The sequence below is a fragment of the Rhizobium sp. RU20A genome, assembly GCF_900155885.1.
In the GTDB taxonomy this organism is placed as follows: domain Bacteria; phylum Pseudomonadota; class Alphaproteobacteria; order Rhizobiales; family Rhizobiaceae; genus RU20A.
The window spans coordinates 268,278-294,395 of sequence record NZ_FTMB01000004.1 but is presented as its reverse complement, the minus strand read 5'-3'; the positions used below and the strand labels follow the sequence as shown (position 1 = coordinate 294,395).

Genomic DNA, 26,118 nt, shown 5'->3' with positions numbered 1-26,118 from the left:
CGGACCCAGAAGAACATTCAAACTCCCACGCAACAGAACCAAATCCGCCCCGTGAACATGAACATCCCCGCCAACAACCTTCCGTACTCCGCGTAACTCAAGCATGACGTCTCCGGCCTCCCGATCCGCAGGCGTTTGCCCCCTGAAGGGGCTTTTCGTTCAGGCGGCTTTCGCCGCAGCGGCCTCAGACACATAGACGTCCAGCGCTGCCGCCTCTTGCGCGGACAGGCGAAGGCCAAGCTTGGTGCGTCGCCACAGAATATCTTCGGCCGTTCGCGCCCATTCCCGTGCCATCAGCCAGCGCACTTCGGCCTCGGTGAGGTCGGCGCCGAAATGGCGGCCGAGCGCATCGAAGCTCCTGCAATCGCCAAGCATCGTCGCCGCTTCCGACCCGTATTGGCGCACCAGCCGGGCCGCCATGCCGGACGGCAGGAACGGATAGCGTGCCGCAAGCTTGCGCACTTCGACCTCATAGGCATCGATGGCGAAATCGCCGCCCGGAAGGCGCGAGCCGGCGGTCCAGGGCTTGCCCTTGACGCCGATCGCCTCGCCGATCTTTTCGAGTGCGGATTCGCCGAGTCGCCGATAGGTGGTGAGCTTGCCACCGAAGACGTTGAGGATCGGAGCCTCACCCGAGCCGCCTTCGAGCTTCAGAACGTAATCGCGCGTGGCTTCCTGCGCCTTCGACGCGCCGTCGTCATAGAGCGGACGCACGCCGGAATAGGCCCAGACGATATCCTCCTCGCGCACCGGCTCGGCGAAATATTCGCTGGCAGCGGCGCAGAGATAGCGCTCTTCTTCGGGACTGATGCGCACGGCACGCGGATCGCCCTTGTAGTCGCGGTCCGTGGTGCCGATCAGGGTGAAATCAGCCTCATAGGGGATGGCAAACATGATGCGGCCATCAGGATTCTGGAAGAAATAGGCACGGGGATCATCGAACTTCTTCTTCACGACGATGTGGCTGCCCTGCACAAGGCGCACATTGCGGCTGTCATTGCGCCCCAATGCTCCGGCCAGCACGTGATCCACCCAGGGCCCGGCGGCATTGACGACCATGCGCGCCCGGTGCTGGTGGCGCGCGCCCTCAGCATCTTCCGTCTCTATGTGCCAGAGGCCGGCCTCGCGGCGGGCAGAAACAACACGGTGGCGCGCAAGGATCAACGCACCGCGCTCGGCCGCATCGCGCGCATTCAGCACCACGATGCGCGCATCATCGACCCAGCCGTCCGAATATTCAAAGGCGCGGCGATAGATGGGCTTTAGCGGCTTGCCGGCCGGATCGCGCCGCAGATCGAGCGTGCGCGTGCCGGGCAAGCGCTTGCGGCCGCCAATGTGGTCGTAAAGGAAGAGACCAAGGCGTACGAGCCAGGCCGGGCGCAGGCCACCCTTCTGGATCGGCAGCACGAAACGCATCGGCCAGATGACATGCGGCGCCATGGCCCAGAGCACTTCGCGCTCCATCAGCGCTTCGCGCACCAGCCGGAATTCATAATGTTCGAGATAGCGCAGACCGCCATGCACGAGCTTTGTGGAGGCGGAGGACGTACCGGAGGCGAAGTCCTTCATTTCCGCAAGCGCAACGGAATAGCCGCGCCCGATGGCATCCCGCGCAATGCCACAGCCGTTGATGCCGCCGCCGATGACGAAGATATCGTGGACCTGATCCGACACGCTGCGAGGGCCTCCCCTGCCCTCTTTCGCATTGCAGCATTTCAGTGCTTATGCGAAAGTGATGTCAGTTAAAGCGAATTCATTCCGAATGTCAAACGAATGTTTTCGCAACCCGCGGCCGCGCGATCGTCATGCTTCGGTTTCAATCAGGCGCACGCCCTGCTCGGCACAGATCTGTCGCACGGTCAGCGACGAACAGCGGTCGGTGATAAAGGCTTGCACCTGCGAAATATGGCCGATCCGCACCGGCGCGGTGCGTTCGAACTTGGTGGAATCGGCAACGAGGATGACGTTGCGCGCATTGGCGATGATTGCCTGGGCGACTTTCACTTCGCGGTAATCGAAATCGAGCAGCGCACCATCCGGGTCGATTGCCGAGGCGCCGATGACGGCATAATCCACCTTGAACTGGCGGATGAAATCCACCGCCGCTTCCCCGACGACACCCCCGTCGGAGGCGCGCACCACGCCGCCGGCGATGACGACTTCCATGCTGGGGTAGACACGCAAGCTGTTGGCGACGTTGATGTTGTTGGTGATGATCATCAGCTCGCGGTGATCCGTCAGTGCCGTGCCGACCGCCTCGGTCGTCGTGCCGATATTGATGAACAACGAGGCATTGTCGGGAATGAGCGCGGCCGCCGCCTGGCCGATTGCCAGCTTTTCCGGCGCGGCAATGCGCCGGCGCGCATCGTAGCGCACATTCTCCTTGCCGCTGGGATAGATGGCACCGCCATGCACCCGGTTCAGCGCACGCGCGTCGCACAGATCATTGAGGTCCTTGCGGATGGTTTGCGGCGTGACCGAAAAACGCGTGGCGAGGTCTTCGACAAGCACACGCCCCTCCGCCTTGGCGAGTTCCAGGATCTCGCTTTGCCGCTCCGTGAAGTACATGATGCGCCTCCCCAGATGTTTTCGTTTTTGTTCATGATAGGACAAAACGAAAACTCCGCCAGCGATTTTCGCATCTTCCGCGCTTGTGGGGCGGAACAACGCTTGCAAATGCTGCCCGTCTCGGCAAGTTTCACGCCCGGAGGCGTGCGGTTGCGGCGAACCCGCCCGATCGGCGTTCACGAGTGAGGAGGATGTTTCGTGTTCAGTTCCACTTTATTTGAAGGAGCCCGCGTCGTGGTGACGGGGGCCGGCCGTGGCATTGGCCTGGAGGTCGCGCGCGGCTTTCTCGATTGCGGCGCGACGGTTCTGCTGCATGGTGGCCGCGCACCCCAGGACAGTCTGCCGGACTTTCTGGAAGCAGCCATTGCCGAAGGCCGTGCGAGCATTGCCTATGCCGATTTTCTCGAGCCCGCCGGCGTCCAGTCCTTCATCGAGGCCGTGAAGGCGCGCTTCGATGCGATCGATGTGCTCGTGAACAATGCCGGCACCATGGTCGGCCGCTTTCCCGCGGATCAGCTGACCGACGAGCAGTATCATGCCGTCACGCGGCTCAATCAGGATTCGGTGGTCGAACTGACCCGTTCGCTGATCCCGCTTCTCAAGGCCGGCAATAAGGCCGCGATCGTCAACACCGTGTCGATCTCCGCCCTGACGGGCGGCAGCCCCGGCTCCGCCATCTATTCGGCGACGAAAGCGTTCGTCTCGACCTATTCCAAGGCCCTGGCGCGCGAACTGGCGCCTTCCGGTATCCGCGTCAATTGCGTCTCGCCGGGCACCATCACCACCGATTTCCACCAGCGCTATTCCTCCGCCGACAAGCTGGAAGCGACTCGCAAGACCATTCCGCTGCAGCGTCTCGGCACCGCGGAGGATTGCGCCCCGGCCTACCTGTTCCTCGCCTCAAACAGCCTTGCCGGCTACGTCACCGGCCAGATCCTTGAGGTCAATGGCGGCCAGCTGATCGTCTGATCGGCACCTCGAAAGGCGGCGGGCGTGATCGACAAACTCGAATATTTCATCGCGCTCGCCCGCGAAAAGCACTTCGCCCGCGCCGCCGAGGAGCTCGGCATTTCGCAGCCGACCCTTTCGGCCGCGATCCGCCAGCTGGAAGACAGCCTTGGCGTTGTGCTCGTCAATCGCGGTTCGCGCTTCCAGGGTCTGACGCCGGAGGGCCAGCGCGTACTGGAATGGGCGCGGCGCATCGTCGGTGACGCCCGCACCATGCGCGAGGAAATGCGCGCCGCCCACAAGGGGCTTTCCGGCCACCTGCGCCTTGCCGCCATCCCGACGATGCTGACCATGGTGCCACGTTTGACGACGCCGTTTCGCCAGAAGCATCCGGAGGTGACCTTCTCCGTCATCTCGGCAAACTCCCTGCAAATCCTCAGCCTGCTCGAAAATCTGGAGATCGATGCGGGGCTGACCTATCTCGAAAACGAACCGCTGGGCCGCGTTACCAGCCTGCCGCTGGTACAGGAGCGCTACCATCTCGTGACCTCGCGAAGCGGCCCGCTTGCTGATCGCGACAGCGTGACCTGGCGGGAGGCGGCCGGCCTTCGGCTTTGCCTATTGACCGCGGACATGCAGAACCGCCGCATCATCAATCGCCATTTCGGGGATGTTGGCGTCACCGTGTCGCCGGCCCTGGAATCGAATTCGATGATCGTGCTGCTGTCCCATGTGCGCAGCGGCGACTGGTGCAGCATCATGCCGCGCAGCGTTGCGGCCTCCTTCGGCTATGAAGCGGATCTGCGGATGATCCCGCTCACCGAGCCTGAGCCCCTCCACACGGTCGGGCTTGTGGCCACCCATCGCGAACCCTTCACGCCGCTCGTCTCCGCACTGCTTCACGAGGCCCGCAGCCTGGTAGAAACCGGGCTGGATTGATAGGTTTTTCCTATCAGTCAACGGATCAGCCTTATTGACCATTTCCGCACCGCCTGAGAAGCTTTGTCTTCAACAGAAGGCGGCGCGGAATGCCGCTCTGCTGGCATGACAGACGGGAGGGTCAGCGATGAACATGGCGCGGCACGGCGCGGATTTTGCCGAGCAGACACGGGCGATCGTCGCCGATCACAGCCATCTGGAAGGCCCGCTTCTGCCGATCCTGCATGCCATCCAGGAGGCCTTCGGCCATGTCCCGCAGGACTGTCTGCCCGTCATCGCCAGCGAACTGAACCTTTCGCGTGCCGAGGTGCATGGCGTCGTCAGCTTTTACCACGATTTTCGCGATCATCCCGCCGGCCGCCACGTGCTGAAGCTCTGTCGCGCCGAGGCCTGTCAGGCCATGGGAGGCGATGCGCTGGCCGAGCGCGTCAAGGCGCTGCTCGGCATCGATTTCCATGGCACGACGGCCGATGGCAGCGTCACGCTGGAGCCCGTCTACTGTCTCGGCCTCTGTTCCTGCGCGCCGGCCGCCATGCTGGACGGGGCGGTGCACGGGCGGCTGGATGATGCGGCGGTCCGCGATCTCCTTGCGGAGGCCCGCGCATGACCGTCACCCTCTACGTTCCCAAGGATGCCGCAGCCCTCGCGCTCGGCGCTGACAAGGTGGCCGTCACGCTCGCCGCCGAAATCGCCGCACGCGGCCTTGATGCGCGCATCGTGCGCAACGGTTCGCGCGGCATGCACTGGCTGGAGCCCCTCGTGGAAGTGACGACCGAGGCGGGCCGTATCGCCTACGGCCCGGTAAGGGCGAACGATGTCGTATCGCTCCTCGACGCTGGACTGCTAACGGGCGGCGCGCATCCGCTCTGTCTCGGTCCAACGGAAGAGATTCCGTTCCTGAAGCGCCAGACGCGCCTGACCTTCGCTCGCTGCGGTATCACCGATCCGCTGTCACTTGATGATTACCGCACCCATGGCGGCCTCAAGGGGTTGGAAAATGCGGTCTCCCTGCCGCAGGCCGATATCGTCCAGCAGGTGACGGAGTCCGGCCTGCGCGGCCGCGGCGGTGCGGGCTTCCCGACCGGCATCAAATGGAAGACGGTGATGGAGGCGGCCGGGCCGCAGAAATACATCGTCTGCAATGCGGATGAGGGCGACAGCGGCACGTTTGCCGACCGGATGATCATGGAAGGCGACCCCTTCGTGTTGATCGAGGGCATGGCGATTGCCGGCCTCGCGACGGGCGCCACGAAGGGTTACGTCTACACGCGGTCGGAATATCCGCATGCGATCGCCGCCATGCGCGCCGCCGTCGAGATCGCCCGCGCCGCCGGCATCCTCGGCGCCTCCGTGCTCGGCTCCGGCAGGGCCTTCGACATGGAAATCCGCGTCGGCGCCGGCGCCTATGTCTGCGGCGAGGAGACGTCGCTGCTGAACTCGCTGGAAGGCAAGCGCGGCGTGGTGCGCGCCAAGCCGCCGCTGCCGGCGCTTCAGGGTTTCCTCGGGCGCCCGACCGTCGTCAACAATGTCATTTCACTCGCCTCCGTCCCCATCATCATGGACCGTGGCGCAGCCTATTACCGCGATTTCGGCATGGGTCGCTCGCGCGGCACGATCCCGATCCAGATCGCCGGCAACGTCAAACATGGCGGCCTCTACGAGACAGCCTTCGGCCTCACGCTCGGCGAGATCATCGACGACATCGCCGGCGGCACGGCAACGGGGCGGCCGGTGAAAGCCGTACAGGTGGGCGGACCGCTCGGCGCCTATTTCCCGCGCGCCCTCTTCGACACGCCCTTCGACTACGAAGCCTTCGCCGCCCGCGACGGCCTCATCGGCCACGCCGGCATCACCGTCTTCGACGACAGCGCCGACATGCTGAAACAGGCCCGCTTCGCCATGGAATTCTGCGCGGTCGAGAGCTGCGGCAAGTGCACCCCCTGCCGCATCGGCTCCACCCGGGGCGTCGAGACGGCCGACCTCATCGCCCGCGGCATCGAACCCGAGAAGAACAAGGCGCTTCTCATCGACCTCTGCAACACCATGAAGTTCGGCTCGCTCTGTGCGCTCGGCGGTTTCACGCCCTATCCGGTGATGAGCGCCATGACGCATTTCCCGGATGATTTTGCACCTGCACCGGTGCAGGAAGCGGCGGAATGAGCATGCCATTCTCGCCGCCGATAACTCTGTTGCAACGGAGCAGACGGGCGTCGTTGTCGGGCACGCCCATCACCCCACCCACCGTCATCCTCGACCACCGAGCCGAGGATCCATGCCTCAAGCGCAGAGGGTGCCGCATGGATGCTCGGGTCAAGCCCGAGCATGACGGCGGTGGAAAACAGCCACCCTCGTTGAAACGTCATTTTCGCAATGAACAGGCTTTCTTGCTGGCAAGCGGCCTCCGGCACGCCGTCATAATCGAGCTTGGCCCAAATATGCGAACACCTCGTCGGTCAACGACGATGACGACCGAACCGGTACCAACAGTTCAAAAACAGCAGATCCTCGGGTCAAGTCCGAGGATGACGGCTGGGAGGTAAGCACCATGTCCCTCGTTCCTGAAATCGACTACGGCACACCCGCCTCCCGCTCCGAAAGAATGGTGACGCTCACCATCGATGGCCGCGAGATCACCGTGCCGGAAGGCACCTCGCTGATGCGCGCCTCGATGGAAGCCGGCATCCAGGTGCCGAAGCTCTGCGCAACCGACATGGTCGACGCCTTCGGCTCCTGCCGCCTCTGTCTGGTGGAAATCGAGGGCCGCAACGGCACGCCGGCCTCCTGCACGACCCCTGTCGCTCAGGGCTTGAAAGTCCACACCCAGACGGATCGCCTGAAGCAGATCCGCAAGGGTGTGATGGAGCTCTACATTTCCGACCATCCGCTCGACTGCCTGACCTGCGCGGCCAATGGCGACTGCGAATTGCAGGACATGGCGGGCGCTGTCGGTCTGCGCGACGTGCGCTACGGCTATGAGGGCGATAACCACGTCAAGGCGCGCGGCGCCACAGGCGACGTCAACGCTCGCTACATGCCGAAGGACGAGTCGAACCCCTATTTCACCTATGATCCCGCGAAATGCATCGTCTGTTCGCGCTGCGTGCGGGCCTGCGAGGAAGTGCAGGGCACCTTCGCGCTGACCATCGAAGGCCGCGGTTTCGACAGCCGCGTGTCGCCCGGCATGCACGAGGCCTTCCTCGAATCCGAATGCGTCTCCTGCGGCGCCTGCGTGCAGGCCTGCCCGACGGCGACGCTGACCGAAAAGTCGGTGATCGAGATCGGCCAGCCCGAACACTCCGTCGTCACCACCTGCGCCTATTGCGGCGTCGGCTGCTCCTTCAAGGCGGAGATGCGCGGCGAGGAACTGGTGCGCATGGTGCCGTGGAAGGACGGGCAGGCCAATCGCGGCCATTCCTGCGTCAAGGGTCGTTTCGCCTATGGCTACTCCACCCACCGCGACCGCATCCTGAACCCGATGATTCGCGAGAAGATCACCGATCCCTGGCGCGAAGTGACCTGGGAGGAAGCCTACGCCCACGTGGCTTCGGAATTTGCCCGCATCCAGTACCAGTATGGCCGCGAGGCCGTGGGCGGCATAACCTCGTCGCGCTGCACGAATGAAGAAACCTATCTCGTCCAGAAGCTGATACGCGCCGGCTTCGGCAACAACAATGTTGATACCTGCGCCCGCGTCTGCCATTCGCCGACCGGCTACGGCCTCGGCCAGGCCTTCGGCACCTCTGCCGGCACGCAGAATTTCGATTCCGTAGAACACACCGACGTCGTCATCGTCATCGGTGCCAACCCGACCGATGGCCACCCGGTCTTCGCCTCGCGCCTCAAGAAGCGCCTGCGGCAGGGGGCGAAACTCATCGTCATCGATCCGCGCCGCATTGATCTCGTTTCCTCGCCGCATATCAAGGCCGCCTATCACCTGCCGCTGAAGCCCGGCACCAATGTCGCCGTCGTCACGGCGTTCGCCCATGTCATCGTCACCGAAGGGCTCTACGACGAAGCCTTTATCCGCGAGCGCTGCGACTGGTCGGAATTCGAGGACTGGGCCGGCTTCGTCTCCGAGGAGCGCCACAGCCCCGAGGCGATCGAACCCTTGACCGGCGTGCCGGCCGACCTGCTGCGCGGTGCCGCCCGCCTCTTTGCAACCGGCGGCAACGGCTCGATCTATTACGGCCTCGGCGTGACCGAGCACAGCCAGGGCTCCACGACCGTGATGGCCATCGCCAACCTCGCCATGGCGACCGGCAATATCGGCCGCCCGGGCGTCGGCGTGAACCCGCTGCGCGGCCAGAACAATGTGCAGGGATCCTGCGACATGGGCTCCTTCCCGCACGAACTGCCGGGCTATCGCCATGTCTCTGATGATGCGACGCGGGAGGTCTTCGAAAAGCTCTGGGGTGTGACGCTGTCCAACGAGCCGGGCCTGCGCATCCCCAACATGCTGGATGCCGCCGTCGACGGCACCTTCAAGGGCATCTACATCCAGGGCGAAGACATTCTGCAGTCCGACCCGGACACCAAGCACGTCTCGGCCGGCCTCGCGGCGATGGAGTGCGTCGTGGTGCAGGACCTCTTCCTGAACGAGACGGCGAACTACGCCCATGTCTTCCTGCCGGGCTCGACCTTCCTTGAGAAGGACGGCACCTTCACCAATGCCGAACGCCGCATCAACCGCGTGCGCCGCGTGATGACGCCCAAGAATGGCTATGCGGATTGGGAAGTGACGCAGAAGCTCGCACAGGCCATGGGCCTTGGCTGGAACTACACCCACCCCTCCGAGATCATGGACGAGATTGCCGCAACGACGCCGAGCTTCGCGCTGGTCTCCTATGATTACCTCGAGAAGGTCGGCTCCGTGCAGTGGCCCTGCAACGAAAAGACGCCCGAGGGCTCGCCGATCATGCACATTGACGGCTTCGTACGCGGCAAGGGCAAGTTCATCCGCACCGAATATGTGGCAACCGACGAGCGCACCGGCCCGCGCTTCCCGCTGCTTTTGACCACCGGCCGCATTCTCAGCCAGTACAATGTGGGCGCCCAAACGCGGCGCACGGAAAACACCGTCTGGCACGAAGAAGACCGGCTGGAAATCCACCCGCATGATGCCGAAAATCGCGGCATCCGGGATGGCGACTGGATCCGCCTTGCGAGCCGTGCCGGCGAGACGACGCTGCGCGCGACGATTACCGACCGCGTGGCGCCGGGCGTGGTCTACACGACCTTCCACCACCCGAACACGCAGGCCAACGTCATCACCACCGACTTCTCGGATTGGGCCACCAACTGCCCGGAATACAAGGTCACTGCCGTCCAGGTGGCACCGTCCAACGGGCCGTCCGAATGGCAGGTCGAATATGACGAGCTGTCGCGCCAGTCGCGCCGGATCGCCGGCAAGCTCGAGGCGGCGGAATAGGGCGATGGCTGCGCCCGTGCCGCCACTGCGCACGCTGACCGCCGCCGCCTGGCGCGACGGCAGGTTCGCGCCTGCAAGCCGTGTGGTTCCGGAGGAGGTGCCGATCGCCTTTTCCTATGGCGGGACAACCCATGCTGTCATGATGGCGACGCCGGCCGATCTCGAAGACTTCGCCTATGGCTTTTCACTCGCCGAGGGCATCATTGCAACGGCGAGTGATGTCCTCGCGATCGACATCATCGAAGCGGGCGATGGGCTCGACGTGCAGGTGATGCTCGCCGAACCGGAGGCCGACGCGCTCACCGCCCGCCGCCGGCGCATGGCCGGCCCCGTCGGTTGCGGCCTCTGCGGGATCGAATCGATCGAGCAGGCCACGCGCGCCGTGCCACAGGTTCCGGAGAGCGCCCTTGCCTTCGCGCCCCATGATATCGAGGCCGCCGTGACCGCCCTCTCTGCCGCGCAGGCGATGAACCGGGAAAGCCGCGCCGTTCACGGTGCCGGCTTCTATCGACCGGGCACGGGCCTTCTCGCCGCCCGAGAGGATGTCGGCCGGCACAATGCCCTCGACAAGCTCACAGGCGCCGTCCTGCGCGGCGGCGCCAACGGCGCGGATGGCATGGTGGTCGTGACGAGCCGTCTCTCTGTCGAGATGGTGCAGAAGACCGCCAGCCTCGGGACCACTATCCTCGCCGCCATTTCGGCGCCAACGGCGCTGGCCATCCGCACCGCTGAGGCTGCCGGCATCACGCTGGTTGGCATCGTGCGGGGCGACGAGTTTGAGATCTTCACGCGGCCTGACCGCATCACGACGACCGGAGACCGCCATGTCGCATAGCAACACCGACGAAAAGCTGGTCCGCATGGCCAACCAGATCGCGACCTTCTTCCTCTCCCAGCCGGAGAACGAGCGTGTGGACGGCGTCGCGGGTCACATCAACAAATTCTGGGAAGTCCGGATGCGGGCGCGCTTCTTCGAGATGATCGATGCCGGCGAGGGTGAATTCCTGCCTCTCGTGAGGGACGCGGCCGCGCATGTGAAACGTCCGGTCAAGACACCGGCCTGAGCAACCGCTCGGGCGCGATCCGCGACCTCGTCGCCAGCGCACGGTCTGGCTGCTGCCTTGAAGAACGAAATTGCAGACAACAAAAAAGCCCCGCGAAGGGGCTTTTCGTTTTGGCATCAGGAGCTTTCGCCCTGTCCCTTTCAGGCCGGGATCAGCGTTTCCTTCAACGACGTCAGTTCGCCGATGAGGCGCTCCAGAGACGTCTTGCGGTCGTCGTCGCCATGGCCGTCCAGTTCGTCGCGGGCAGCAGCGATCCGGCGATCGAGCTGAGACTTGTCGAGTTCATCGACATGAACAGCCGATTCGGCCAGCAGCGTGCAGCCGCTCGGCACGATGTCGGCGAAACCGCCGAAGACGACGTAGCGATCCGTCTTGCCATCGGCCTTGACCGTCACGACGCCGGGTTTGATCGTCGTCATGGTGGGCGCGTGGTTCGCCAGAACGGTCATTTCGCCTTCACTGGCGGGAATGACGACTTCGCTGACCTTCTGGGACAGGAGAAGGCGTTCCGGGGAAACCAGTTCGAAATTGAAGTTGTCAGCCATGACCCATCACTCTTCCTGGGCGGTCGACCTGCGACCGCGAACGTCAAAACCTGCGCCGGTCTCTGGCCGCAGGCGAAGACCGGCGCGACGGGCGCGCCGGTCGATCGGTCATCAAGCGGCTTCAGCAGCCAGGCGCTTCGCCTTCTCGATCGCTTCGTCCATGGAGCCGACCATGTAGAAGGCGGCTTCCGGCAGGTGGTCGTACTCGCCGTTGACGAGGCCCTTGAAGCCCTTGATCGTGTCTTCGAGAGCAACCAGCTTGCCCGGCGAACCGGTGAAGACTTCGGCAACGAAGAAGGGCTGCGACAGGAAGCGCTCGATCTTGCGGGCGCGGGCAACCGTCAGCTTATCCTCTTCGCTGAGTTCGTCCATGCCGAGGATGGCGATGATGTCCTGCAGCGACTTGTAACGCTGCAGAGTACCCTGCACCTTACGGGCCACATCGTAGTGCTCTTCGCCGACAATCATCGGGTCGAGCATACGCGAGGTGGAGTCGAGCGGGTCAACGGCCGGGTAGATGCCCTTTTCGGCGATCGAGCGCGACAGAACGGTCGTCGCGTCGAGGTGCGCGAAGGACGTTGCCGGAGCCGGGTCCGTCAAGTCGTCGGCGGGAACGTAAATGGCCTGAACCGAGGTGATCGAACCCTTGGTCGTGGTCGTGATGCGTTCCTGCATGGCGCCCATGTCGGTCGCCAGCGTCGGCTGATAGCCCACAGCCGAAGGAATACGGCCGAGCAGAGCCGACACTTCCGAACCAGCCTGCGTGAAGCGGAAGATGTTATCGACGAAGAACAGAACGTCCTGGCCCTTGTCGCGGAAGTCCTCAGCGATCGTCAGACCGGTCAGGGCAACGCGGGCGCGGGCGCCCGGCGGCTCGTTCATCTGGCCATAAACGAGGGCAGCCTTCGAGCCTTCGCCGCCGCCATGCTTGTTCACGCCCGACTCGATCATTTCGTGATAGAGGTCGTTGCCTTCACGCGTACGCTCGCCAACACCGGCGAATACCGAGTAACCACCGTGCGCCTTGGCGACGTTGTTGATCAGTTCCATGATCAGAACCGTCTTGCCAACGCCGGCACCGCCGAACAGGCCGATCTTGCCGCCCTTGGCGTAGGGAGCGAGAAGGTCGACGACCTTGATGCCCGTGACAAGGATCTGGCCTTCCGTGGACTGCTCGACGTAAGCCGGCGCTTCCTGGTGGATGGCGCGCAGCGTCGAACGGTCGAGCGGACCGGCTTCGTCAACGGGCTCGCCGATGACGTTCATGATACGGCCGAGCGTCTGGTCGCCGACCGGAACCGAGATCGGAGCGCCGGTGTCGGTGACGGGCTGGCCGCGAACCAGACCTTCGGTCGAGTCCATGGCGATCGTGCGAACGGCATTTTCGCCGAGGTGCTGGGCAACTTCGAGAACAAGGCGGTTGCCGTTGTTGTCGGTTTCCAGCGCGTTCAGGATCAGCGGAAGATTGCCTTCCTCGAAAGCGACGTCGACGACGGCGCCGATGACCTGGGTGACCTTACCGGTAGCGGCCATGTCAATAACCTCTTTCGTAACCTTTAGAGCGCTTCGGCGCCCGAGATGATTTCAATCAGTTCCTTGGTGATCTGAGCCTGACGCTGACGGTTGTAGGACAGCGTCAGCTTGTTGATCATCTCACCGGCGTTGCGCGTCGCATTGTCCATGGCGCTCATCTTGGCACCCATTTCGCCGGCGACGTTCTCGAGCAGGGCCCGGAAGATCTGGACGGAAATGTTGCGCGGAATGAGATCGCTGAGGATCTGGCCGGCATCCGGCTCGTAGTCGTAAACGGCCGTGGCACCCGTGGCTGCCGGAGAAACTGCCTCGGCCGAGGCCGGGATCAGTTGCAGCGCCGTCGGCACCTGGCTGATGACCGACTTGAACTCAGAATAGAACAGCGTGCACACGTCGAATTCGCCGGCTTCGAACAGGCCGATGACCTTGCGGCCGATCTGGTCTGCATTGTCGAAGCCGATCTTCTTGACTTCGCGCAGGTCGATGCGGTCGATGATCAGCGATGCGAATTCGCGGCGAAGGATGTCATAACCCTTCTTGCCCACGCAGACGATCTTCACCGTTTTGCCCTGGGCCAGCAGCTTACGCACGTGATCGCGGGCAAAGCGCGCGATCTGCGAGTTGAAGCCGCCGCACAGGCCGCGTTCGGCCGTGCAGACAATCAGGAGATGCGTCCGGTCCTTGCCGGTGCCCGTCATCAGCAGCGGTGCGCTGTCGTCCTGGCCGACCGCCTGGGCGATATTGGCGAGGACGGCGCTCATCCGCTGCGAGTAGGGACGTGCGGCCTCGGCCGCCTCCTGCGCACGCCGAAGCTTTGCCGCGGCGACCATCTTCATCGCCTTGGTAATCTTCTGCGTCGCCTTGACGGAGGCGATCCGGTTTTTCAGATCCTTAAGAGAAGGCATCCGTTTTCCGTCCTAGCTTCTGTCGTCCGATCAGGCGAAGGTCTTTGCGAAGGCATCGAGGGCGGCCTTGAGCTTGCCCTTGGTGTCGTCGCTGATGGCCTTTTCCGTACGGATGGTGTCGAGGAGCGCCTTGCCTTCCGAGCGGAGGTAGGACAGCAGGCCCTGTTCGAAGGCGCCGACCTTGGCGACCGGGATCTTGTCGAGGTAGCCGTTGACGCCGGCGAAGATCACCGCGACCTGTTCTTCCGTCTTGAGCGGCGAGAACTGCGGCTGCTTCAGGAGCTCGGTCAGGCGCGCGCCACGGTTCAGCAGGCGCTGGGTGGATGCATCAAGGTCCGAGCCGAACTGGGCGAAGGCGGCCATTTCGCGATACTGGGCGAGTTCGCCCTTGATCGAACCGGCAACCTGCTTCATCGCCTTGATCTGAGCGGAGGAGCCCACGCGAGAAACCGACAGACCGACGTTCACGGCCGGACGGATACCCTGGTAGAACAGGTCCGTTTCAAGGAAGATCTGGCCGTCGGTGATCGAGATCACGTTGGTCGGGATGAAGGCCGAAACGTCGTTGCCCTGCGTTTCGATGACCGGCAGAGCCGTCAGCGAACCGGCGCCACGCTCGTCGGAGAGCTTGGCAGCTCGCTCGAGCAGGCGGGAGTGCAGGTAGAAGACGTCGCCCGGATAGGCTTCGCGGCCCGGCGGACGGCGCAGCAGGAGCGACATCTGGCGGTAGGCAACGGCCTGCTTGGACAGGTCGTCATAGGCGATCAGAGCATGCTGACCGTTGTCGCGGAAGTATTCGCCCATGGCGCAGCCGGCAAACGGTGCGAGGTACTGCATCGGGGCAGCGTCCGAAGCCGTCGCGGCAACGACGATCGAGTACTGCAGGGCGCCGCGCTCTTCCAGAACCTTGACGAACTGGGCGACCGTCGAGCGCTTCTGGCCGATGGCCACGTAGACGCAGTAGAGCTTGTCGTTCTCAGGACCGTTGTCGTGGATGGCCTTCTGGTTGAGGAAGGCGTCCAGGATGATGGCGGTCTTGCCGGTCTGGCGGTCGCCGATGACGAGCTCGCGCTGGCCACGACCGACCGGGATGAGGGCGTCGATGGCCTTGAGGCCGGTCGACATCGGCTCATGAACCGACTTGCGCGGAATGATGCCGGGAGCCTTGACGTCGACGCGCGAGCGGCGCGTGGCGTTGATCGGGCCCTTGCCGTCGATCGGGTTGCCGAGCGCGTCGACGACGCGGCCGAGCAGCTCCGGACCAACCGGCACGTCCACGATGGCGCCAGTCCGCTTGACGGTGTCGCCTTCCTTGATGTCACGGTCGGAGCCGAAGATAACCACGCCGACATTGTCGGATTCGAGGTTCAGCGCCATGCCGCGGATGCCGCCCGGGAACTCGACCATTTCGCCGGCCTGGACGTTGTCGAGGCCGTAGACGCGGGCGATACCGTCACCGACGGACAGAACCTGGCCGACTTCGGAGACCTCAGCCTCCTGGCCGAAGTTTTTGATCTGATCTTTGAGAATTGCGGAAATTTCCGCGGCGCGGATATCCATCAGCCGACCTCTTTCAGTGCAAGCTTAAGGCTCGAAAGCTTTGTGCGAAGGGAAGTATCAATCTGCCGGGAACCGACCTTGACGATCAGGCCACCGAGAAGGGAGGGATCGACGGTGACGTTGACCGCCACGTCCTTGCCGGTAACGCTCTTCAGCGTCGCCTTCAATTCTTGTTCCTGCTCGCCGGAAAGGGCGTGGGCAGAGGTCACTTCGGCCGTGACTTCGCCGCGATGGCGAGCGGCGATGGCGCGGAAGCCGCGGATGATCGCCGGAAGCGCGAAGAGGCGGCGGTTGCGCGCCACGACCTTGAGGAAATTGCCGACCAGAGCGGAGGCACCGGTCGACGCCACGATGGCGGAGATGGCCCGGAACTGGTCATCGGCCGAGAAGACGGGGCTTTCGACGAGGCGCTTGAAGTCTCCGCTTTCGGAAATCAGTGCCTCGAACTTGCCAAGATCCTGTGCGACCGCATCCACCGCGCCGGCTTCAAGCGCCAGATCGAACAGGGAGGATGCGTACCTTTCTGCAACACCGGAAACGAGCTGGGATGTGTCTGCCACGGGCACAAGCTTCTCTAATTATTTCCAGCCTTGGCATCGCAAAAGAAGCTGCAGACAAGACGCTGAAAAGGTTGCTGTTTTTTCGGTCGTCGCGGGCGTCTCTTCCCGCTTTTCTCTCAAATTCGCGGTTCGTCTAGCATAGGAACTGGGGACTCGCAACACGCGAACGGCAGGAATGCGCCATAAGTCGCGCCCGGATCGACGGATTCTTCGATTCCCTTGCGTCAACCGCGAAGGTGGCCAAACCACCTTGCATATCACCCTTTTGCGGGCGTTTCAGACAAGGCCGAAAACGTGCAGCAGCGGCGCGGCGCCGAGGCACAACTGTAGGACGAGAAAGCCGATGCCGATAAGCGAGGTGGACCGGTCCGACATCAGAGACAGCAGCCGCCCGAAAGCGGCGAGCAGGAACGCTCCGCCAAGGCCGAGATAGAGCCAGTCCTGCGCCAGGAGGATGGCGGACAGCGCCAGTCCCGCCTGAAACCCGCCCGACGAGCGCGCGGTGGCCAAACCATCGCGGCGGTCCGGCCGGACATCCAGACCGCCAAGCCGCAGCGCCGTGCGCGGCGCGATGAGGCCGAGGAGGCCCAGCACGGCGGCAATGGCAGCAGCGGTAAAGGCGACGAGTTCGCCGGGATCGCTCGGAATGTAGAAATCCATCGGGCCGCATCTCCCTGCGCCGGGCATTCGAGGTGTCGCTTATCGCATGCACCGCGATTCCGGCGGAAGGGCCAAACCCTCCTTATGAACAGAAGCCTGGGCAGCCCTCACAGGAAACTTTGCGGGTCGATGTCGATCTGCACCTGGATCGAGGCGCGTGGCTTGGGCCCGCGCTCGATCATCTGGCGCAGGTATCCCTGCATGTCGCTTGCCCTGCGGCCATGGATGAGAAGCCGGAAGCGGTGGCGCCCGCGAATCATCGCGAGTGGCGCTTCTGCCGGGCCGAGCACCTGGATATCGCCGGCCGGCGGCGCCGACTGCCTGAGGCCCCGCGCATGGCTCTCCGCCGGGGCCCGTTCGTCTGCCGAGACGATGACGGCGGCCAGCCGTCCGAAGGGTGGCAGCAGGGCCCGCTCCCGCTCCCCGATCTCGCGCTCGTAAAAGGTCCGCGCATCGCCCGACACGATGGCCTGCATGACCGGGTGCTGCGGCTGGTAGGTTTGCAGGAGGCCGAGGCTCTTGCGTCCCGTTCGCCCGGCGCGCCCCGTGACCTGGCTGAGCAGCTGGAAGGTGCGTTCGGCGGCGCGCGGATCGCCGTTCGTCAGCCCGAGATCCGCATCGATAATGCCGACCAAGGTCATCAGCGGGAAATTATGTCCCTTGGCGACAAGCTGCGTGCCGATGACGATGTCGGCCTCCCCCCGCGCAATGGCCTCCAGTTCCAGCCGCAGGCGCTTGACGCCCATGATGTCGGAGGAGAGCACGATGGTGCGCGCCTCGGGAAAATGGCTTTCGACCTCCTCGGCGATCCGCTCTACACCGGGCCCGCAGGCGACCAGATGGTCGAGCGTGCCGCATTCCGGGCAGGCCTGCGGGGTCTTTTCGCTGTAGCCGCAATGGTGGCATTGCAATTGGCCGCGGAAGCGGTGCTCCACCAGCCAGCTGGAGCATTGCGGGCACTGGAAACGATGGCCGCAGACCCGGCAGAGCGTCAGCGGCGCATAGCCACGCCGGTTGAGGAAGAGCAGCGACTGCTCCTGCCGCCCCAGTGTTTTTTCCATCTCGCGCAGAAGCACCGGCGAGAGGAAGCAGCCGCGTGCCGGTGCGTGGCGCCTGAGATCGACAACACCGAGCGTCGGCAGGGCCGCATCCGCAAAACGCGTCGGCAGATGCACATCATGATAGCGGCCCGCCTGCGCATTCACCTGGCTTTCAACGGAGGGGGTCGCCGAGACCAGCACCACGGGAAAGGACCCGATGCGCCCGCGCACCACCGCCATGTCGCGCGCATTGTAAAAGACGCGGTCCTCCTGCTTGAAGGCCGGGTCATGCTCCTCGTCCACGATGATGAGACCGAGATTTTCAAAGGGCAGGAAGAGGGCCGAGCGCGCACCGGCCACGACCCGCACGCCGCCCGTCGCCACCTGGCGCCAGACTTTCTCACGCGTGCGGGGTGCTAGATCAGAATGCCATTCGGCCGGCTTGGAGCCGAATCGCTCCTGGAACCGCTCGAGGAAACTTGCTGTCAGCGCGATTTCCGGCAGCAGGATCAGCACCTGCCTGCCCTGCCGCAGCGTTTCGGCGATCGCCTCGAAATAGACCTCCGTCTTGCCCGAGCCCGTCACGCCATCAATCAGCGTCACCGCAAAGCCGCCCGCCTTCACCGTTGCCGCCAGTTCCCGGCCTGCTTCGGTCTGGATGCCTTCCAGTCGGGCCGAGGCATAATCCGGGTCCGGCGCGGCAACGACTGGGGGTGGTTCCATGAAAATGGTCTCGAACACGCCCTGTTGCGTGAGACCGTCGATGACGCTGGAGGAAACGCCGGCCGCGTGGGCAAGGCCCGAGCGTGTCCAGGCAAACCCGTCCTCGGCGGTCGCGATCACCCGCTGGCGGGCGGGCGTCAGCCGCTCCGGCCGTTGCTCGGTCAGCTTAAGGCCTTCCACCATCGGCTCGGGATCAAAGGCGGCAGGGGCCCGCAGCGCCATGCGCGCCACCAGCCCCGGCGGCGAGAGCGTGTAGCCTGCCACCCAGTCCAGAAAGCGGCGCATGCGCTCGTCGAGCGGCGGGCAGTCGAAAACCTTTTCGATGGATTTCAGTTTCTTCGGATCGACCCGGTCGTCCGCGCCGCCATCCCAGACGACACCGACGACAAGGCGCGGCCCGAGCGGCACCTGCACGATCGAGCCCGGCTGCACGGCCATGCCATCCGGCACGCTGTAGGAATAGGCCTTTTCCGCCGGCATGGGCAAAAGCACCGGCACGGCCCGCACTGCAGCCGCCTCGCCCGTCGGCGCGCCAAAAAGGTCCTTCGAATCTCTCGTCATGATCGCGGACCATGCCTCCGGTGAGGGCAAAAGAAAACCGCCTTCGCTTCATCCCGGCGGAATGTCAGCCTTAACAATTTCCTAAGCCGGATCACGGCACACTGCATCCTTTGAATCATAGAGACGATCTTCCATGGATGCGCCCCTGATCTTTGCCAGTCCCGAGCTTGCCGAAGAGCGTCAGCGCTGGCTGGCAACCCTTTCCGACGAACGACGGCTGTCGGGCAATTCGGTCGAGGCCTATGAGCGCGACACGCGCCAGTTCCTCACCTTTCTCACCACCCATATGGGGGGGCCGGCCCGCCTTGCAGACCTCAGCGACCTGAAACCGCTCGATCTGCGCGCCTTCCTCGCCGCCCGCCGGCGGGATGGCGCCTCCTCGCGCACGCTGGGGCGCGGCCTCGCGGGCATCCGCTCCTTCCTGCGCTATCTCGAGCGCAAGGGCATGGTGAATGCCGCCGGCGCCGGCGCGGTGCGCACGCCGAAACAACCTCGCTCCCTGCCCAAGCCGCTGACCGACGGGCAGGCCCTCAAGGTGGTGGCGAGTGAAGCCCAACTGCACGAAGAACCCTGGATCGCCGCCCGCGACGCCGCCGTTCTCACCCTCCTCTACGGCTGCGGCCTGCGCATTTCCGAGGCGCTCGCCCTGACTCCGGCCGACTTTGCCGGAGACCCGACGGCCCTGCGCGTCACCGGAAAGGGCGACAAGACGCGGATTGTGCCGCTGCTCGCTGCCGCCGTCAGCGCCGTTCGCGCCTATCAGGCCATCTGCCCCTATCACCCCGCCCCAGATGCGCCGCTGTTTCGCGGTGCCCGTGGCGGTCCGTTGCAGCCGGCCATCATCCAGCGGGAAATGCAGAAGCTGCGCGGTGCGCTCGGCCTGCCGGATACGGCAACGCCGCATGCGCTTCGCCATTCCTTCGCCACCCATCTTCTGGCCGGCGGTGGGGACCTGCGCACCATCCAGGAGCTTCTCGGCCACGCCAGCCTGTCGACGACGCAGATCTATACCGGTGTCGATTCTGCCCGCCTGCTCGACATCTACGACCGCGCCCATCCCCGCGCCTGAACGCGAGGGATTTGAACCGCGCCATTAAGCAATCCGTGACGCTGTGCCGCTAGGCTGGCGCTCGATCCAGACGTCGCCGTCCCTGACCACGGCGACCCATCCATGCGCCTTCAGCCATGCTCGCCGACCGGTGGGCTCGGGGACAGATATGACGACGATCTTCACTGCCGCACCGACCGAGCGTAGCACCGCCGCGGACCGCCTTCTCGACCGCCTGATGAAGGCCGCCTGCCTGCTGCCGCTCGTCCTGCTCGTCTGCCTTTTCGCCACGCTCGCCGTCATCGGATCGGCCCGGGCGGAGGAAGCCTGCGCTGGCCGCGACCTGATGGCCGAATGGCGCAGCTCCGATCCGGCCGCGGTAGCAGCCGTCGAAAAGGAAGCTGCCGCAATCCCGAATGGCAAGGGCATCTTCTGGAAGATCGAAAAGCCGGGCATTCCCGCTTCCTATCTGCTCGGCACCATGCATGTGACCGATCCGCGTGTGCTGAAGATGCCGGACGGTGCGGCGGAAGCCTTCGCCGCGGCGGCGACCGTCGTGGTCGAATCCGACGAAATCCTCGACCAGCAGAAAGCGGCGGCGGCCATGCTCGCCAATCCACACCTGACCATGCTGCCGCAGGGCAAGTCGATTGCCGACTATCTCACCGATGACGAGGAGAAAAAGCTCGACGCGGAACTGAAGACGCGCGGCCTTCCGCTGGCGCTCCTGTCCCGCATGAAGCCCTGGCTGATCTCCAGCTATGTGGCGCTGCCGGCCTGCGAACTCGCCCGCAAGGGCAAAGGCGCGGCCTTTCTCGACATGAAGCTCGCCCAGGATGCCGTGCGGGACGGCAAGCAACTGAAAGGTCTCGAAACGCTCGTCGAGCAGCTCTCCGCCATGGATGACCTGCCGATCGAATTCCACCTGAAGGCGCTGATCGAAACCCTGGCGCTGGGCAATACGATCGAGGATGTCATGGCGACCATGACGACGCTCTACGTCAATGGCGAGATCGGCATGGTACTTCCCATGATGAAGGCCGCCGCAAAGGCGGCGACCGGCAAGGACGACACCGACAGCGCCGATTTCGAGCAGCGCGTCATCATCGATCGCAACCACGTCATGGCCACCCGCACCGCGCCGATCCTGGCCGCAGGCAATGTCTTCATGGCCGTGGGCGCCCTGCATCTGCCGGGCGATGAAGGCCTTGTGGAACTGCTGCGCAAGGACGGCTTCACGGTGACGGCCCTGAACTGAGCCGCAGGGCTGGCGTCCGACCCGAGTCGACATGATCTTTGATTCGCCCGCCGTGCCTCCGGCGGGCGTTCGTCGTTTGGACGTCAGGCGACCCGCCCATGTGTCATTCGGGCCAGAACATTGGTCTTCCAGTAAAACTGGTGGACCAGCGCGCCGGCGACATGGGCAACGATCAGCAGCCAGAGCACCAGCTTCATCACCCCGCCATGCAGCTCTCCGGCAATCTCGACGCCGAAATAATAGGCTGCGATGCCGCCGAGCGGCATGGCAAGCAAGAACACATAGAGAAGGCCATGCGTGACCTTGGCGAGAAGGCGAAGCGCGGCAGGCTCCTCGACGGGCGGTTCCGGCGCGCCCTGAACGAGCCGCAGGATGATGCGCACCACGGCCAGCGCGAGAATGGCGATGCCGACATAGGCGTGGATGTTGGCCGAGGCCACGTCCTCCGGCGTCACGGTCTCGCCGCGCCGGACGAGACTGTTCCAGTGCTCCATGCCGCCGGGAAACAGCAGGTTGAAGAAGATCAGGAGCGCCATGCCCCAATGCAGGATGCGCTGTGGCACCGAATAGCGAAGTGGAGACATGTTATCACCTTTTCAAGGACTTAGTCTATGTCCACAATACAGAACCCCGCCTGCGGGACAAGCGGGGTTCTCATGAAGCTTTCATGGCATTCTGACGGAGCGCTGAAGCCGCGCGAAAAAGCGCGGCCCGGCAATCCCTTACATGTGCAGCGGCTTGAAGAAGGTGGAGAGCGCCGCTTCCTTGACGGCTTCCGACATGGTCGGATGCGCGTGGCAGGTGCGGGCGAGATCCTCCGAGGAGCCGCCGAATTCCATCAGAACGGCCGCTTCGTGGATCATCTCGCCAGCGCCGAAGGCGATGATGTGGACGCCGAGAACGCGGTCGGTCTCCGCATCCGCCAGCACCTTCACAAACCCGTCCGTCGCCTGCATGGCGCGAGCGCGGCCATTGGCCGTGAAGGGGAACTTGCCGGCCTTGTAATTGACACCAGCAGCCTTCAACTCTTCCTCGGTCTTGCCGACGGAGGCGACTTCAGGCTGGGTGTAGACGACACCCGGAATGACCTCGTAATTCACGTGGCCATGCTGGCCGGCGAGGATTTCGGCAAGCGCCACACCCTCGTCTTCCGCCTTGTGGGCCAGCATCGGACCCTTCACCACGTCGCCGATGGCGTAGATGCCCGGCACGTTGGTGGCATAGTGGCCGTCGATCTCGACACGGCCGCGATTGTCGAGAACCACGCCGGCTTCCTCAAGGCCAAGACCTTCCGTGTAGGGCTTGCGGCCCGTGGCAATGAGAACGACATCGGCCGGCAGCGTCACGGCCTCGCCGCCCTTGACGGGCTCGAAGGTCACGCTCGCGCCGCTTTCCGTGCGGGCAACGCCCGTCACCTTTGCGCCGAGCTTGAAGTCCATGCCCTGCTTGGCCAGCATGCGCTGGAACTGCTTGGAGACTTCGCCGTCCATACCGCCGAGGATCGTGTCGAGATATTCGACGACCGTGACCTTGGCGCCGAGACGCGACCAGACCGAGCCGAGCTCGAGACCGATGACGCCGCCGCCGACAACGATCATCTGCTCCGGCACCTTCTTCAGCGCGATACCGCCAGTGGAGGAGACGATGACTTCCTCGTCGATCTCGACCGAAACACCGGGAATGCCGGCGACGTCGGAGCCGGTCGCAATCACGATCGACTTGGTTTCCAGCACGGTTTCTTCGCCGGCATCGTTCTTTACGGCCACCTTGCCGGCCGAAAGGATACGGCCCCAGCCCTGCACGCCGTCGATCTTGTTCTTCTTGAAGAGGTAGGCGACGCCCTCGACGTTCGACTTCACCGTCGCGTCCTTGTGGGCCATCATCTTCTCGAGGTTCAGCACCGGCGCAGGAACCTCGACGCCGAGGTCGGCCGCGCCATGACCGACGTGGTGGAACACTTCCGACGCATGCAGCAGCGCCTTGGAGGGAATGCAGCCGATGTTGAGGCAGGTGCCGCCATAGGTGGCCCGCTTCTCGACCACGGCAACCTTCAGCCCGAGTTGGGCCGCCTTGATCGCGCAGACATAGCCGCCGGGGCCCGAACCGATGACAACGACATCATAAGACATGGAACATTCCTCTCAATCCGTTTGGCGCCGCCCAACCCGTGGGGCGCCCTTGCTGTGTTGCGGCCCTTGGCAGGCCATGGGCAGGGCCGCGCCCCGCCCGGTCAAATCCGTTCCGCTCAGCGCGTATGCGCCGTAGCGGCAAGCTTCAGACCGAAGCCGATAAAAACGAGGCCGCTAACCTTGTTGATGGCGCCCGACGCGCGCTGGAAGGCAGAGCGCATCGAAGGCGTCGTCAGGAAGAAGGACACGACGACGAACCAGGCGATCAGCGCCGAAGCCATGACAAGGCCGTAGCCGAATTTCATGACACCGGGCGTGTCGTGGGCAACCACCGTCGAGAAGATCGACAGGAAGAAGAACACCGGCTTGGGGTTCAGCGCATTGGCCATGAAACCGAGGCCGAAAGCCGTCAGGGCCGACTGCCGTCTCTTCTCGCCGACCGCTTCACCCGTCTTGATAAGGTCGATTCGCCCGGCCCGCAGCGACTGGATCCCGATATAGACGAGATAGGCGACACCGCACCATTTGATGATGTTGAAGGCCAGGATCGACTGGGAGATGACGAGGCCGAGGCCAAGGATCGTATAGGTGACGTGGAACATCAGCGCCGTGCCGATGCCGAAGGACGTCAAGATCGCCTCGCGGCGGCCTGCCACCATGGACTGGCGGATGACCATGGCGAGATCGGCGCCCGGCACGACGATGGCGAAGGAAAAGACCGCCATCAGCGATGCGAGTTCGAAGAGATAGGGGTGCATCGGTGTCGGGTTCCTGTAGAGCGGTCAGGCGCTTCGGCCGGGGATCGGGATCCGGAGTCTAGGCGAAAACGATGGCGATGAACATCGCCAGGAGGCCGACCAGAGAGCCGAGCCAGACCAGCGAGCGCACATAGGGCACGCCGGCAAGATAGAGCGGGATATAGACGATGCGGCAGACGAACCAGACATAGGCGCCAATCAGCGCCCAGCCGCTGGCGATCCCCATGAGACCGGCCGCCGCCGCAAGCGCGACGAAGGCCGGATAGGTCTCGCGAAAATTGGCCGAAGCGCGCGCGGCACGACCGGCCAGCGCACCCTTCGGCTTGAGGTCGCCATCGCGCGGCCCGGCATTCCATTTGGTGCCGAGTTCGCGCGTAGCCAGCTGCCCCTGTAGCATGATGTGGACGACGAGAAGCACCACGCTCCAGGCGAGCAGCAGCACGAAAGGTGAGTAGGCGAGCGTCGCGCCGTCCATCATCGGTTTCCTTGCTTAGAGCATTTTCGGTGAAAGCCAGATCACCTGAAATGCTCTATCCTTTGTTTCACGCAGTCCGGACGCAAAACCGCTCACGCACTTTTGCTGGACGTGCTTTAGAGGTCCAGAACCAGGCGTTCCGGATCTTCAAGGCTTTCCTTGACGCGCACCAGGAACGTCACGGCTTCCTTGCCGTCAACGATGCGGTGATCGTAGGACAGCGCGAGATACATCATCGGACGGATGACGATCTGGCCGCCGACGACGACCGGGCGCTCCTGGATCTTGTGCATGCCGAGAATGCCCGACTGCGGCGCATTGAGGATCGGCGAGGACATCAGCGAGCCGTAGACGCCGCCGTTGGAGATGGTGAAGGTGCCGCCCTGCATGTCGGCCATGGAAAGCTGACCGTCGCGGGCAGCCTTGCCGAGACGGCCGATTTCCTTCTCGATTTCGGCGATCGACATCTGGTCGGCATCGCGCACGACCGGAACGACGAGGCCCTTCTCCGTGCCGACGGCAACGCCGACATGGCAGAAGTTCTTGTAGATGATGTCGGTGCCGTCGATCTCGGCGTTGACGGCTGGCAGTTCCTTCAGGGCATGCGTGACGGCCTTGGTGAAGAAGCCCATGAAGCCGAGCTTCACGCCATGCTTCTTTTCAAAGATGTCCTTGTACTTGTTGCGCAGGCTCATCACGGCCGACATGTCCACCTCGTTATAGGTGGTCAGCATGGCTGCGGTGTTCTGGGCGTCCTTGAGGCGCTTCGCGATCGTCTGGCGCAGACGCGTCATCTTCACGCGCTCTTCGCGCGGCGCATCCTCGGCCGGCGACGGAGCGCGGGCAGCTTTGGCAGGTTCGGCGGCGGCGGCCGGGGCAGAAGCAGTGGTGCCACGGGCGACGGCGGCGAGAACGTCGCCCTTCATCACCTGGCCGCGTTTGCCGGAACCATCAACGTCAGCGGCAGCAAGGTTGTTGTCGGCCAGCAGCTTGGAGGCGGCCGGCGAAGCGGAAACGGCGGCGGAGGCGGCTTCCTTCTTCGGCTCGGCGGGGGTTTCACGCTCTTCGACCGGCGTCGGGCCGGCGGTCGGCTGCGAGGCGGCCTGCTCGCCGGCAGCGCCAGCCGAGATCTGGCCGAGCAGCGCGCCGAGACCGACGGTTTCGCCGGCGGCGGCAACGATTTCGGAGAGCACGCCGGCGGCCGGCGCGGGAACCTCGATGGTTACCTTGTCGGTTTCGAGCTCGACGATCGGCTCATCGGCCTTCACGACATCGCCAACCTTCTTGAACCAGGTGCCGACGGTGGCCTCGCTGACGGATTCGCCCAGGGTGGGCACGCGGATTTCTGTAGACATGGTTTCTTCGTCCGTTTGTCAGTGTCTGTTTCAGGCTTTCGATCGATGGAGGGGGCACATG

The 26,118-nt window shown here is 64.1% G+C and carries 23 protein-coding genes; 9 read left to right on the top strand and 14 right to left on the bottom strand.

All coding sequences use genetic code 11. The features are described from left to right. Nucleotides 1-159: 159 nt before the first annotated feature. The gene (locus F3H41_RS13405; RefSeq protein ID WP_149739183.1) at nt 160-1,674 is read right to left on the bottom strand and encodes a glycerol-3-phosphate dehydrogenase; all 1,515 of its coding nucleotides are present in this window, start codon (nt 1,672-1,674) and stop codon (nt 160-162) included. Between the two features lie 129 nt (nt 1,675-1,803). Beyond that, a complete protein-coding gene (locus tag F3H41_RS13400; RefSeq protein WP_149739206.1) occupies nt 1,804-2,568 on the bottom strand; it encodes a DeoR/GlpR family DNA-binding transcription regulator in 765 nt (254 codons plus the stop codon). 198 nt (nt 2,569-2,766) lie between these two features. On the opposite strand from F3H41_RS13400, the gene F3H41_RS13395 reads away from it, so the two are divergent. The 7 genes from F3H41_RS13395 (at nt 2,767) to F3H41_RS13365 (ending at nt 10,947) form a co-directional block, all read left to right on the top strand. Beyond that, on the top strand, nt 2,767-3,537 hold the full coding sequence (locus tag F3H41_RS13395) for an SDR family oxidoreductase (protein WP_149739182.1): 771 nt from the start codon (nt 2,767-2,769) through the stop codon (nt 3,535-3,537). Nucleotides 3,538-3,561: 24 nt separating this feature from the next. Then, the gene (locus F3H41_RS13390) at nt 3,562-4,455 is read left to right on the top strand and encodes a LysR family transcriptional regulator (RefSeq protein ID WP_149739181.1); all 894 of its coding nucleotides are present in this window, start codon (nt 3,562-3,564) and stop codon (nt 4,453-4,455) included. A gap of 127 nt (nt 4,456-4,582) precedes the next feature. Continuing rightward, a complete protein-coding gene (locus F3H41_RS13385) occupies nt 4,583-5,062 on the top strand; it encodes a formate dehydrogenase subunit gamma (RefSeq protein ID WP_188129460.1) in 480 nt (159 codons plus the stop codon). Continuing rightward, a complete protein-coding gene (locus tag F3H41_RS13380; protein WP_149739180.1) occupies nt 5,059-6,615 on the top strand; it encodes an NADH-quinone oxidoreductase subunit NuoF in 1,557 nt (518 codons plus the stop codon). The genes F3H41_RS13385 and F3H41_RS13380 overlap by 4 nt, the downstream gene beginning before the upstream one ends. Nucleotides 6,616-7,000: 385 nt before the next feature. Next, nucleotides 7,001-9,883 (top strand): formate dehydrogenase subunit alpha, encoded by a 2,883-nt coding sequence (gene fdhF, locus F3H41_RS13375; protein WP_149739179.1) that lies wholly within the window; start codon nt 7,001-7,003, stop codon nt 9,881-9,883. A 4-nt stretch (nt 9,884-9,887) separates the two neighbouring features. Then, nucleotides 9,888-10,718: a formate dehydrogenase accessory sulfurtransferase FdhD gene (fdhD, locus tag F3H41_RS13370; RefSeq protein WP_149739178.1), complete on the top strand. Its 831-nt coding sequence runs from the start codon at nt 9,888-9,890 to the stop codon at nt 10,716-10,718. After that, the gene (locus tag F3H41_RS13365; protein WP_149739177.1) at nt 10,708-10,947 is read left to right on the top strand and encodes a formate dehydrogenase subunit delta; all 240 of its coding nucleotides are present in this window, start codon (nt 10,708-10,710) and stop codon (nt 10,945-10,947) included. Before fdhD ends, F3H41_RS13365 begins: the two co-directional genes overlap by 11 nt. Before the next feature lie 140 nt (nt 10,948-11,087). Here F3H41_RS13365 and F3H41_RS13360 read toward each other — a convergent pair whose 3' ends face one another. From F3H41_RS13360 to F3H41_RS13330, 7 genes are all read right to left on the bottom strand, one after another. Next, nucleotides 11,088-11,492, bottom strand: a complete 405-nt coding sequence (locus F3H41_RS13360) for a F0F1 ATP synthase subunit epsilon (protein WP_149739176.1) — start codon at nt 11,490-11,492, stop codon at nt 11,088-11,090. Nucleotides 11,493-11,603: 111 nt separating this feature from the next. After that, complete coding sequence (gene atpD / locus F3H41_RS13355; protein WP_188129462.1) at nt 11,604-13,031, bottom strand: F0F1 ATP synthase subunit beta; 1,428 nt, start codon at nt 13,029-13,031, stop codon at nt 11,604-11,606. A gap of 17 nt (nt 13,032-13,048) precedes the next feature. Continuing rightward, a complete protein-coding gene (locus F3H41_RS13350) occupies nt 13,049-13,930 on the bottom strand; it encodes a F0F1 ATP synthase subunit gamma (protein ID WP_149739174.1) in 882 nt (293 codons plus the stop codon). 30 nt (nt 13,931-13,960) lie between these two features. Beyond that, the gene (gene atpA / locus F3H41_RS13345; RefSeq protein ID WP_149739173.1) at nt 13,961-15,490 is read right to left on the bottom strand and encodes a F0F1 ATP synthase subunit alpha; all 1,530 of its coding nucleotides are present in this window, start codon (nt 15,488-15,490) and stop codon (nt 13,961-13,963) included. Next, the gene (locus tag F3H41_RS13340; protein ID WP_149739172.1) at nt 15,490-16,056 is read right to left on the bottom strand and encodes a F0F1 ATP synthase subunit delta; all 567 of its coding nucleotides are present in this window, start codon (nt 16,054-16,056) and stop codon (nt 15,490-15,492) included. Before F3H41_RS13340 ends, atpA begins: the two co-directional genes overlap by 1 nt. Before the next feature lie 270 nt (nt 16,057-16,326). Further along, a complete protein-coding gene (locus F3H41_RS13335; protein WP_149739171.1) occupies nt 16,327-16,710 on the bottom strand; it encodes a DUF4345 domain-containing protein in 384 nt (127 codons plus the stop codon). Between the two features lie 107 nt (nt 16,711-16,817). After that, nucleotides 16,818-19,034, bottom strand: a complete 2,217-nt coding sequence (locus tag F3H41_RS13330) for a primosomal protein N' (RefSeq protein WP_149739170.1) — start codon at nt 19,032-19,034, stop codon at nt 16,818-16,820. A 133-nt stretch (nt 19,035-19,167) separates the two neighbouring features. Here F3H41_RS13330 and F3H41_RS13325 point away from each other — a divergent pair, with 133 nt between their 5' ends. Further along, the gene (locus F3H41_RS13325) at nt 19,168-20,103 is read left to right on the top strand and encodes a tyrosine recombinase XerC (protein ID WP_149739169.1); all 936 of its coding nucleotides are present in this window, start codon (nt 19,168-19,170) and stop codon (nt 20,101-20,103) included. A gap of 217 nt (nt 20,104-20,320) precedes the next feature. Next, nucleotides 20,321-21,340: a TraB/GumN family protein gene (locus F3H41_RS13320; RefSeq protein WP_149739204.1), complete on the top strand. Its 1,020-nt coding sequence runs from the start codon at nt 20,321-20,323 to the stop codon at nt 21,338-21,340. An 83-nt stretch (nt 21,341-21,423) separates the two neighbouring features. On the opposite strand, the gene F3H41_RS13315 is transcribed toward F3H41_RS13320, so the two are convergent. From F3H41_RS13315 to odhB, 5 genes are all read right to left on the bottom strand, one after another. Then, nucleotides 21,424-21,924 carry a cytochrome b/b6 domain-containing protein gene (locus F3H41_RS13315; RefSeq protein ID WP_149739168.1) on the bottom strand — a complete coding sequence of 167 codons (501 nt, stop codon included), beginning with the start codon at nt 21,922-21,924 and terminating at the stop codon, nt 21,424-21,426. A gap of 138 nt (nt 21,925-22,062) precedes the next feature. Continuing rightward, complete coding sequence (gene lpdA, locus F3H41_RS13310; protein WP_149739167.1) at nt 22,063-23,469, bottom strand: dihydrolipoyl dehydrogenase; 1,407 nt, start codon at nt 23,467-23,469, stop codon at nt 22,063-22,065. Between the two features lie 116 nt (nt 23,470-23,585). Next, nucleotides 23,586-24,227: a LysE family transporter gene (locus tag F3H41_RS13305; RefSeq protein WP_149739166.1), complete on the bottom strand. Its 642-nt coding sequence runs from the start codon at nt 24,225-24,227 to the stop codon at nt 23,586-23,588. A 58-nt stretch (nt 24,228-24,285) separates the two neighbouring features. Continuing rightward, nucleotides 24,286-24,702, bottom strand: coding sequence for an MAPEG family protein (locus tag F3H41_RS13300; protein ID WP_149739165.1), 417 nt, complete (start codon nt 24,700-24,702; stop codon nt 24,286-24,288). Between the two features lie 116 nt (nt 24,703-24,818). Further along, a complete protein-coding gene (gene odhB, locus F3H41_RS13295; RefSeq protein WP_149739164.1) occupies nt 24,819-26,057 on the bottom strand; it encodes a 2-oxoglutarate dehydrogenase complex dihydrolipoyllysine-residue succinyltransferase in 1,239 nt (412 codons plus the stop codon). Nucleotides 26,058-26,118 lie beyond the last annotated feature (61 nt).

What these genes read in the sequence shown, in the direction of transcription:
- F3H41_RS13400 (WP_149739206.1), bottom strand. Translation starts at nt 2,568, where the DNA reads ATGTACTTCACGGAGCGGCAAAGCGAGATCCTGGAACTCGCCAAGGCG.
- F3H41_RS13385 (WP_188129460.1), top strand. Translation starts at nt 4,583, where the DNA reads ATGAACATGGCGCGGCACGGCGCGGATTTTGCCGAGCAGACACGGGCG.
- F3H41_RS13380 (WP_149739180.1), top strand. Translation starts at nt 5,059, where the DNA reads ATGACCGTCACCCTCTACGTTCCCAAGGATGCCGCAGCCCTCGCGCTC.
- fdhF (WP_149739179.1), top strand. Translation starts at nt 7,001, where the DNA reads ATGTCCCTCGTTCCTGAAATCGACTACGGCACACCCGCCTCCCGCTCC.
- fdhD (WP_149739178.1), top strand. Translation starts at nt 9,888, where the DNA reads ATGGCTGCGCCCGTGCCGCCACTGCGCACGCTGACCGCCGCCGCCTGG.
- F3H41_RS13365 (WP_149739177.1), top strand. Translation starts at nt 10,708, where the DNA reads ATGTCGCATAGCAACACCGACGAAAAGCTGGTCCGCATGGCCAACCAG.
- F3H41_RS13360 (WP_149739176.1), bottom strand. Translation starts at nt 11,492, where the DNA reads ATGGCTGACAACTTCAATTTCGAACTGGTTTCCCCGGAACGCCTTCTC.
- F3H41_RS13350 (WP_149739174.1), bottom strand. Translation starts at nt 13,930, where the DNA reads ATGCCTTCTCTTAAGGATCTGAAAAACCGGATCGCCTCCGTCAAGGCG.
- atpA (WP_149739173.1), bottom strand. Translation starts at nt 15,490, where the DNA reads ATGGATATCCGCGCCGCGGAAATTTCCGCAATTCTCAAAGATCAGATC.
- F3H41_RS13335 (WP_149739171.1), bottom strand. Translation starts at nt 16,710, where the DNA reads ATGGATTTCTACATTCCGAGCGATCCCGGCGAACTCGTCGCCTTTACC.
- F3H41_RS13330 (WP_149739170.1), bottom strand. Translation starts at nt 19,034, where the DNA reads ATGACGAGAGATTCGAAGGACCTTTTTGGCGCGCCGACGGGCGAGGCG.
- F3H41_RS13325 (WP_149739169.1), top strand. Translation starts at nt 19,168, where the DNA reads ATGGATGCGCCCCTGATCTTTGCCAGTCCCGAGCTTGCCGAAGAGCGT.
- F3H41_RS13320 (WP_149739204.1), top strand. Translation starts at nt 20,321, where the DNA reads ATGAAGGCCGCCTGCCTGCTGCCGCTCGTCCTGCTCGTCTGCCTTTTC.
- F3H41_RS13315 (WP_149739168.1), bottom strand. Translation starts at nt 21,924, where the DNA reads ATGTCTCCACTTCGCTATTCGGTGCCACAGCGCATCCTGCATTGGGGC.
- lpdA (WP_149739167.1), bottom strand. Translation starts at nt 23,469, where the DNA reads ATGTCTTATGATGTCGTTGTCATCGGTTCGGGCCCCGGCGGCTATGTC.
- F3H41_RS13305 (WP_149739166.1), bottom strand. Translation starts at nt 24,227, where the DNA reads ATGCACCCCTATCTCTTCGAACTCGCATCGCTGATGGCGGTCTTTTCC.
- F3H41_RS13300 (WP_149739165.1), bottom strand. Translation starts at nt 24,702, where the DNA reads ATGGACGGCGCGACGCTCGCCTACTCACCTTTCGTGCTGCTGCTCGCC.
- odhB (WP_149739164.1), bottom strand. Translation starts at nt 26,057, where the DNA reads ATGTCTACAGAAATCCGCGTGCCCACCCTGGGCGAATCCGTCAGCGAG.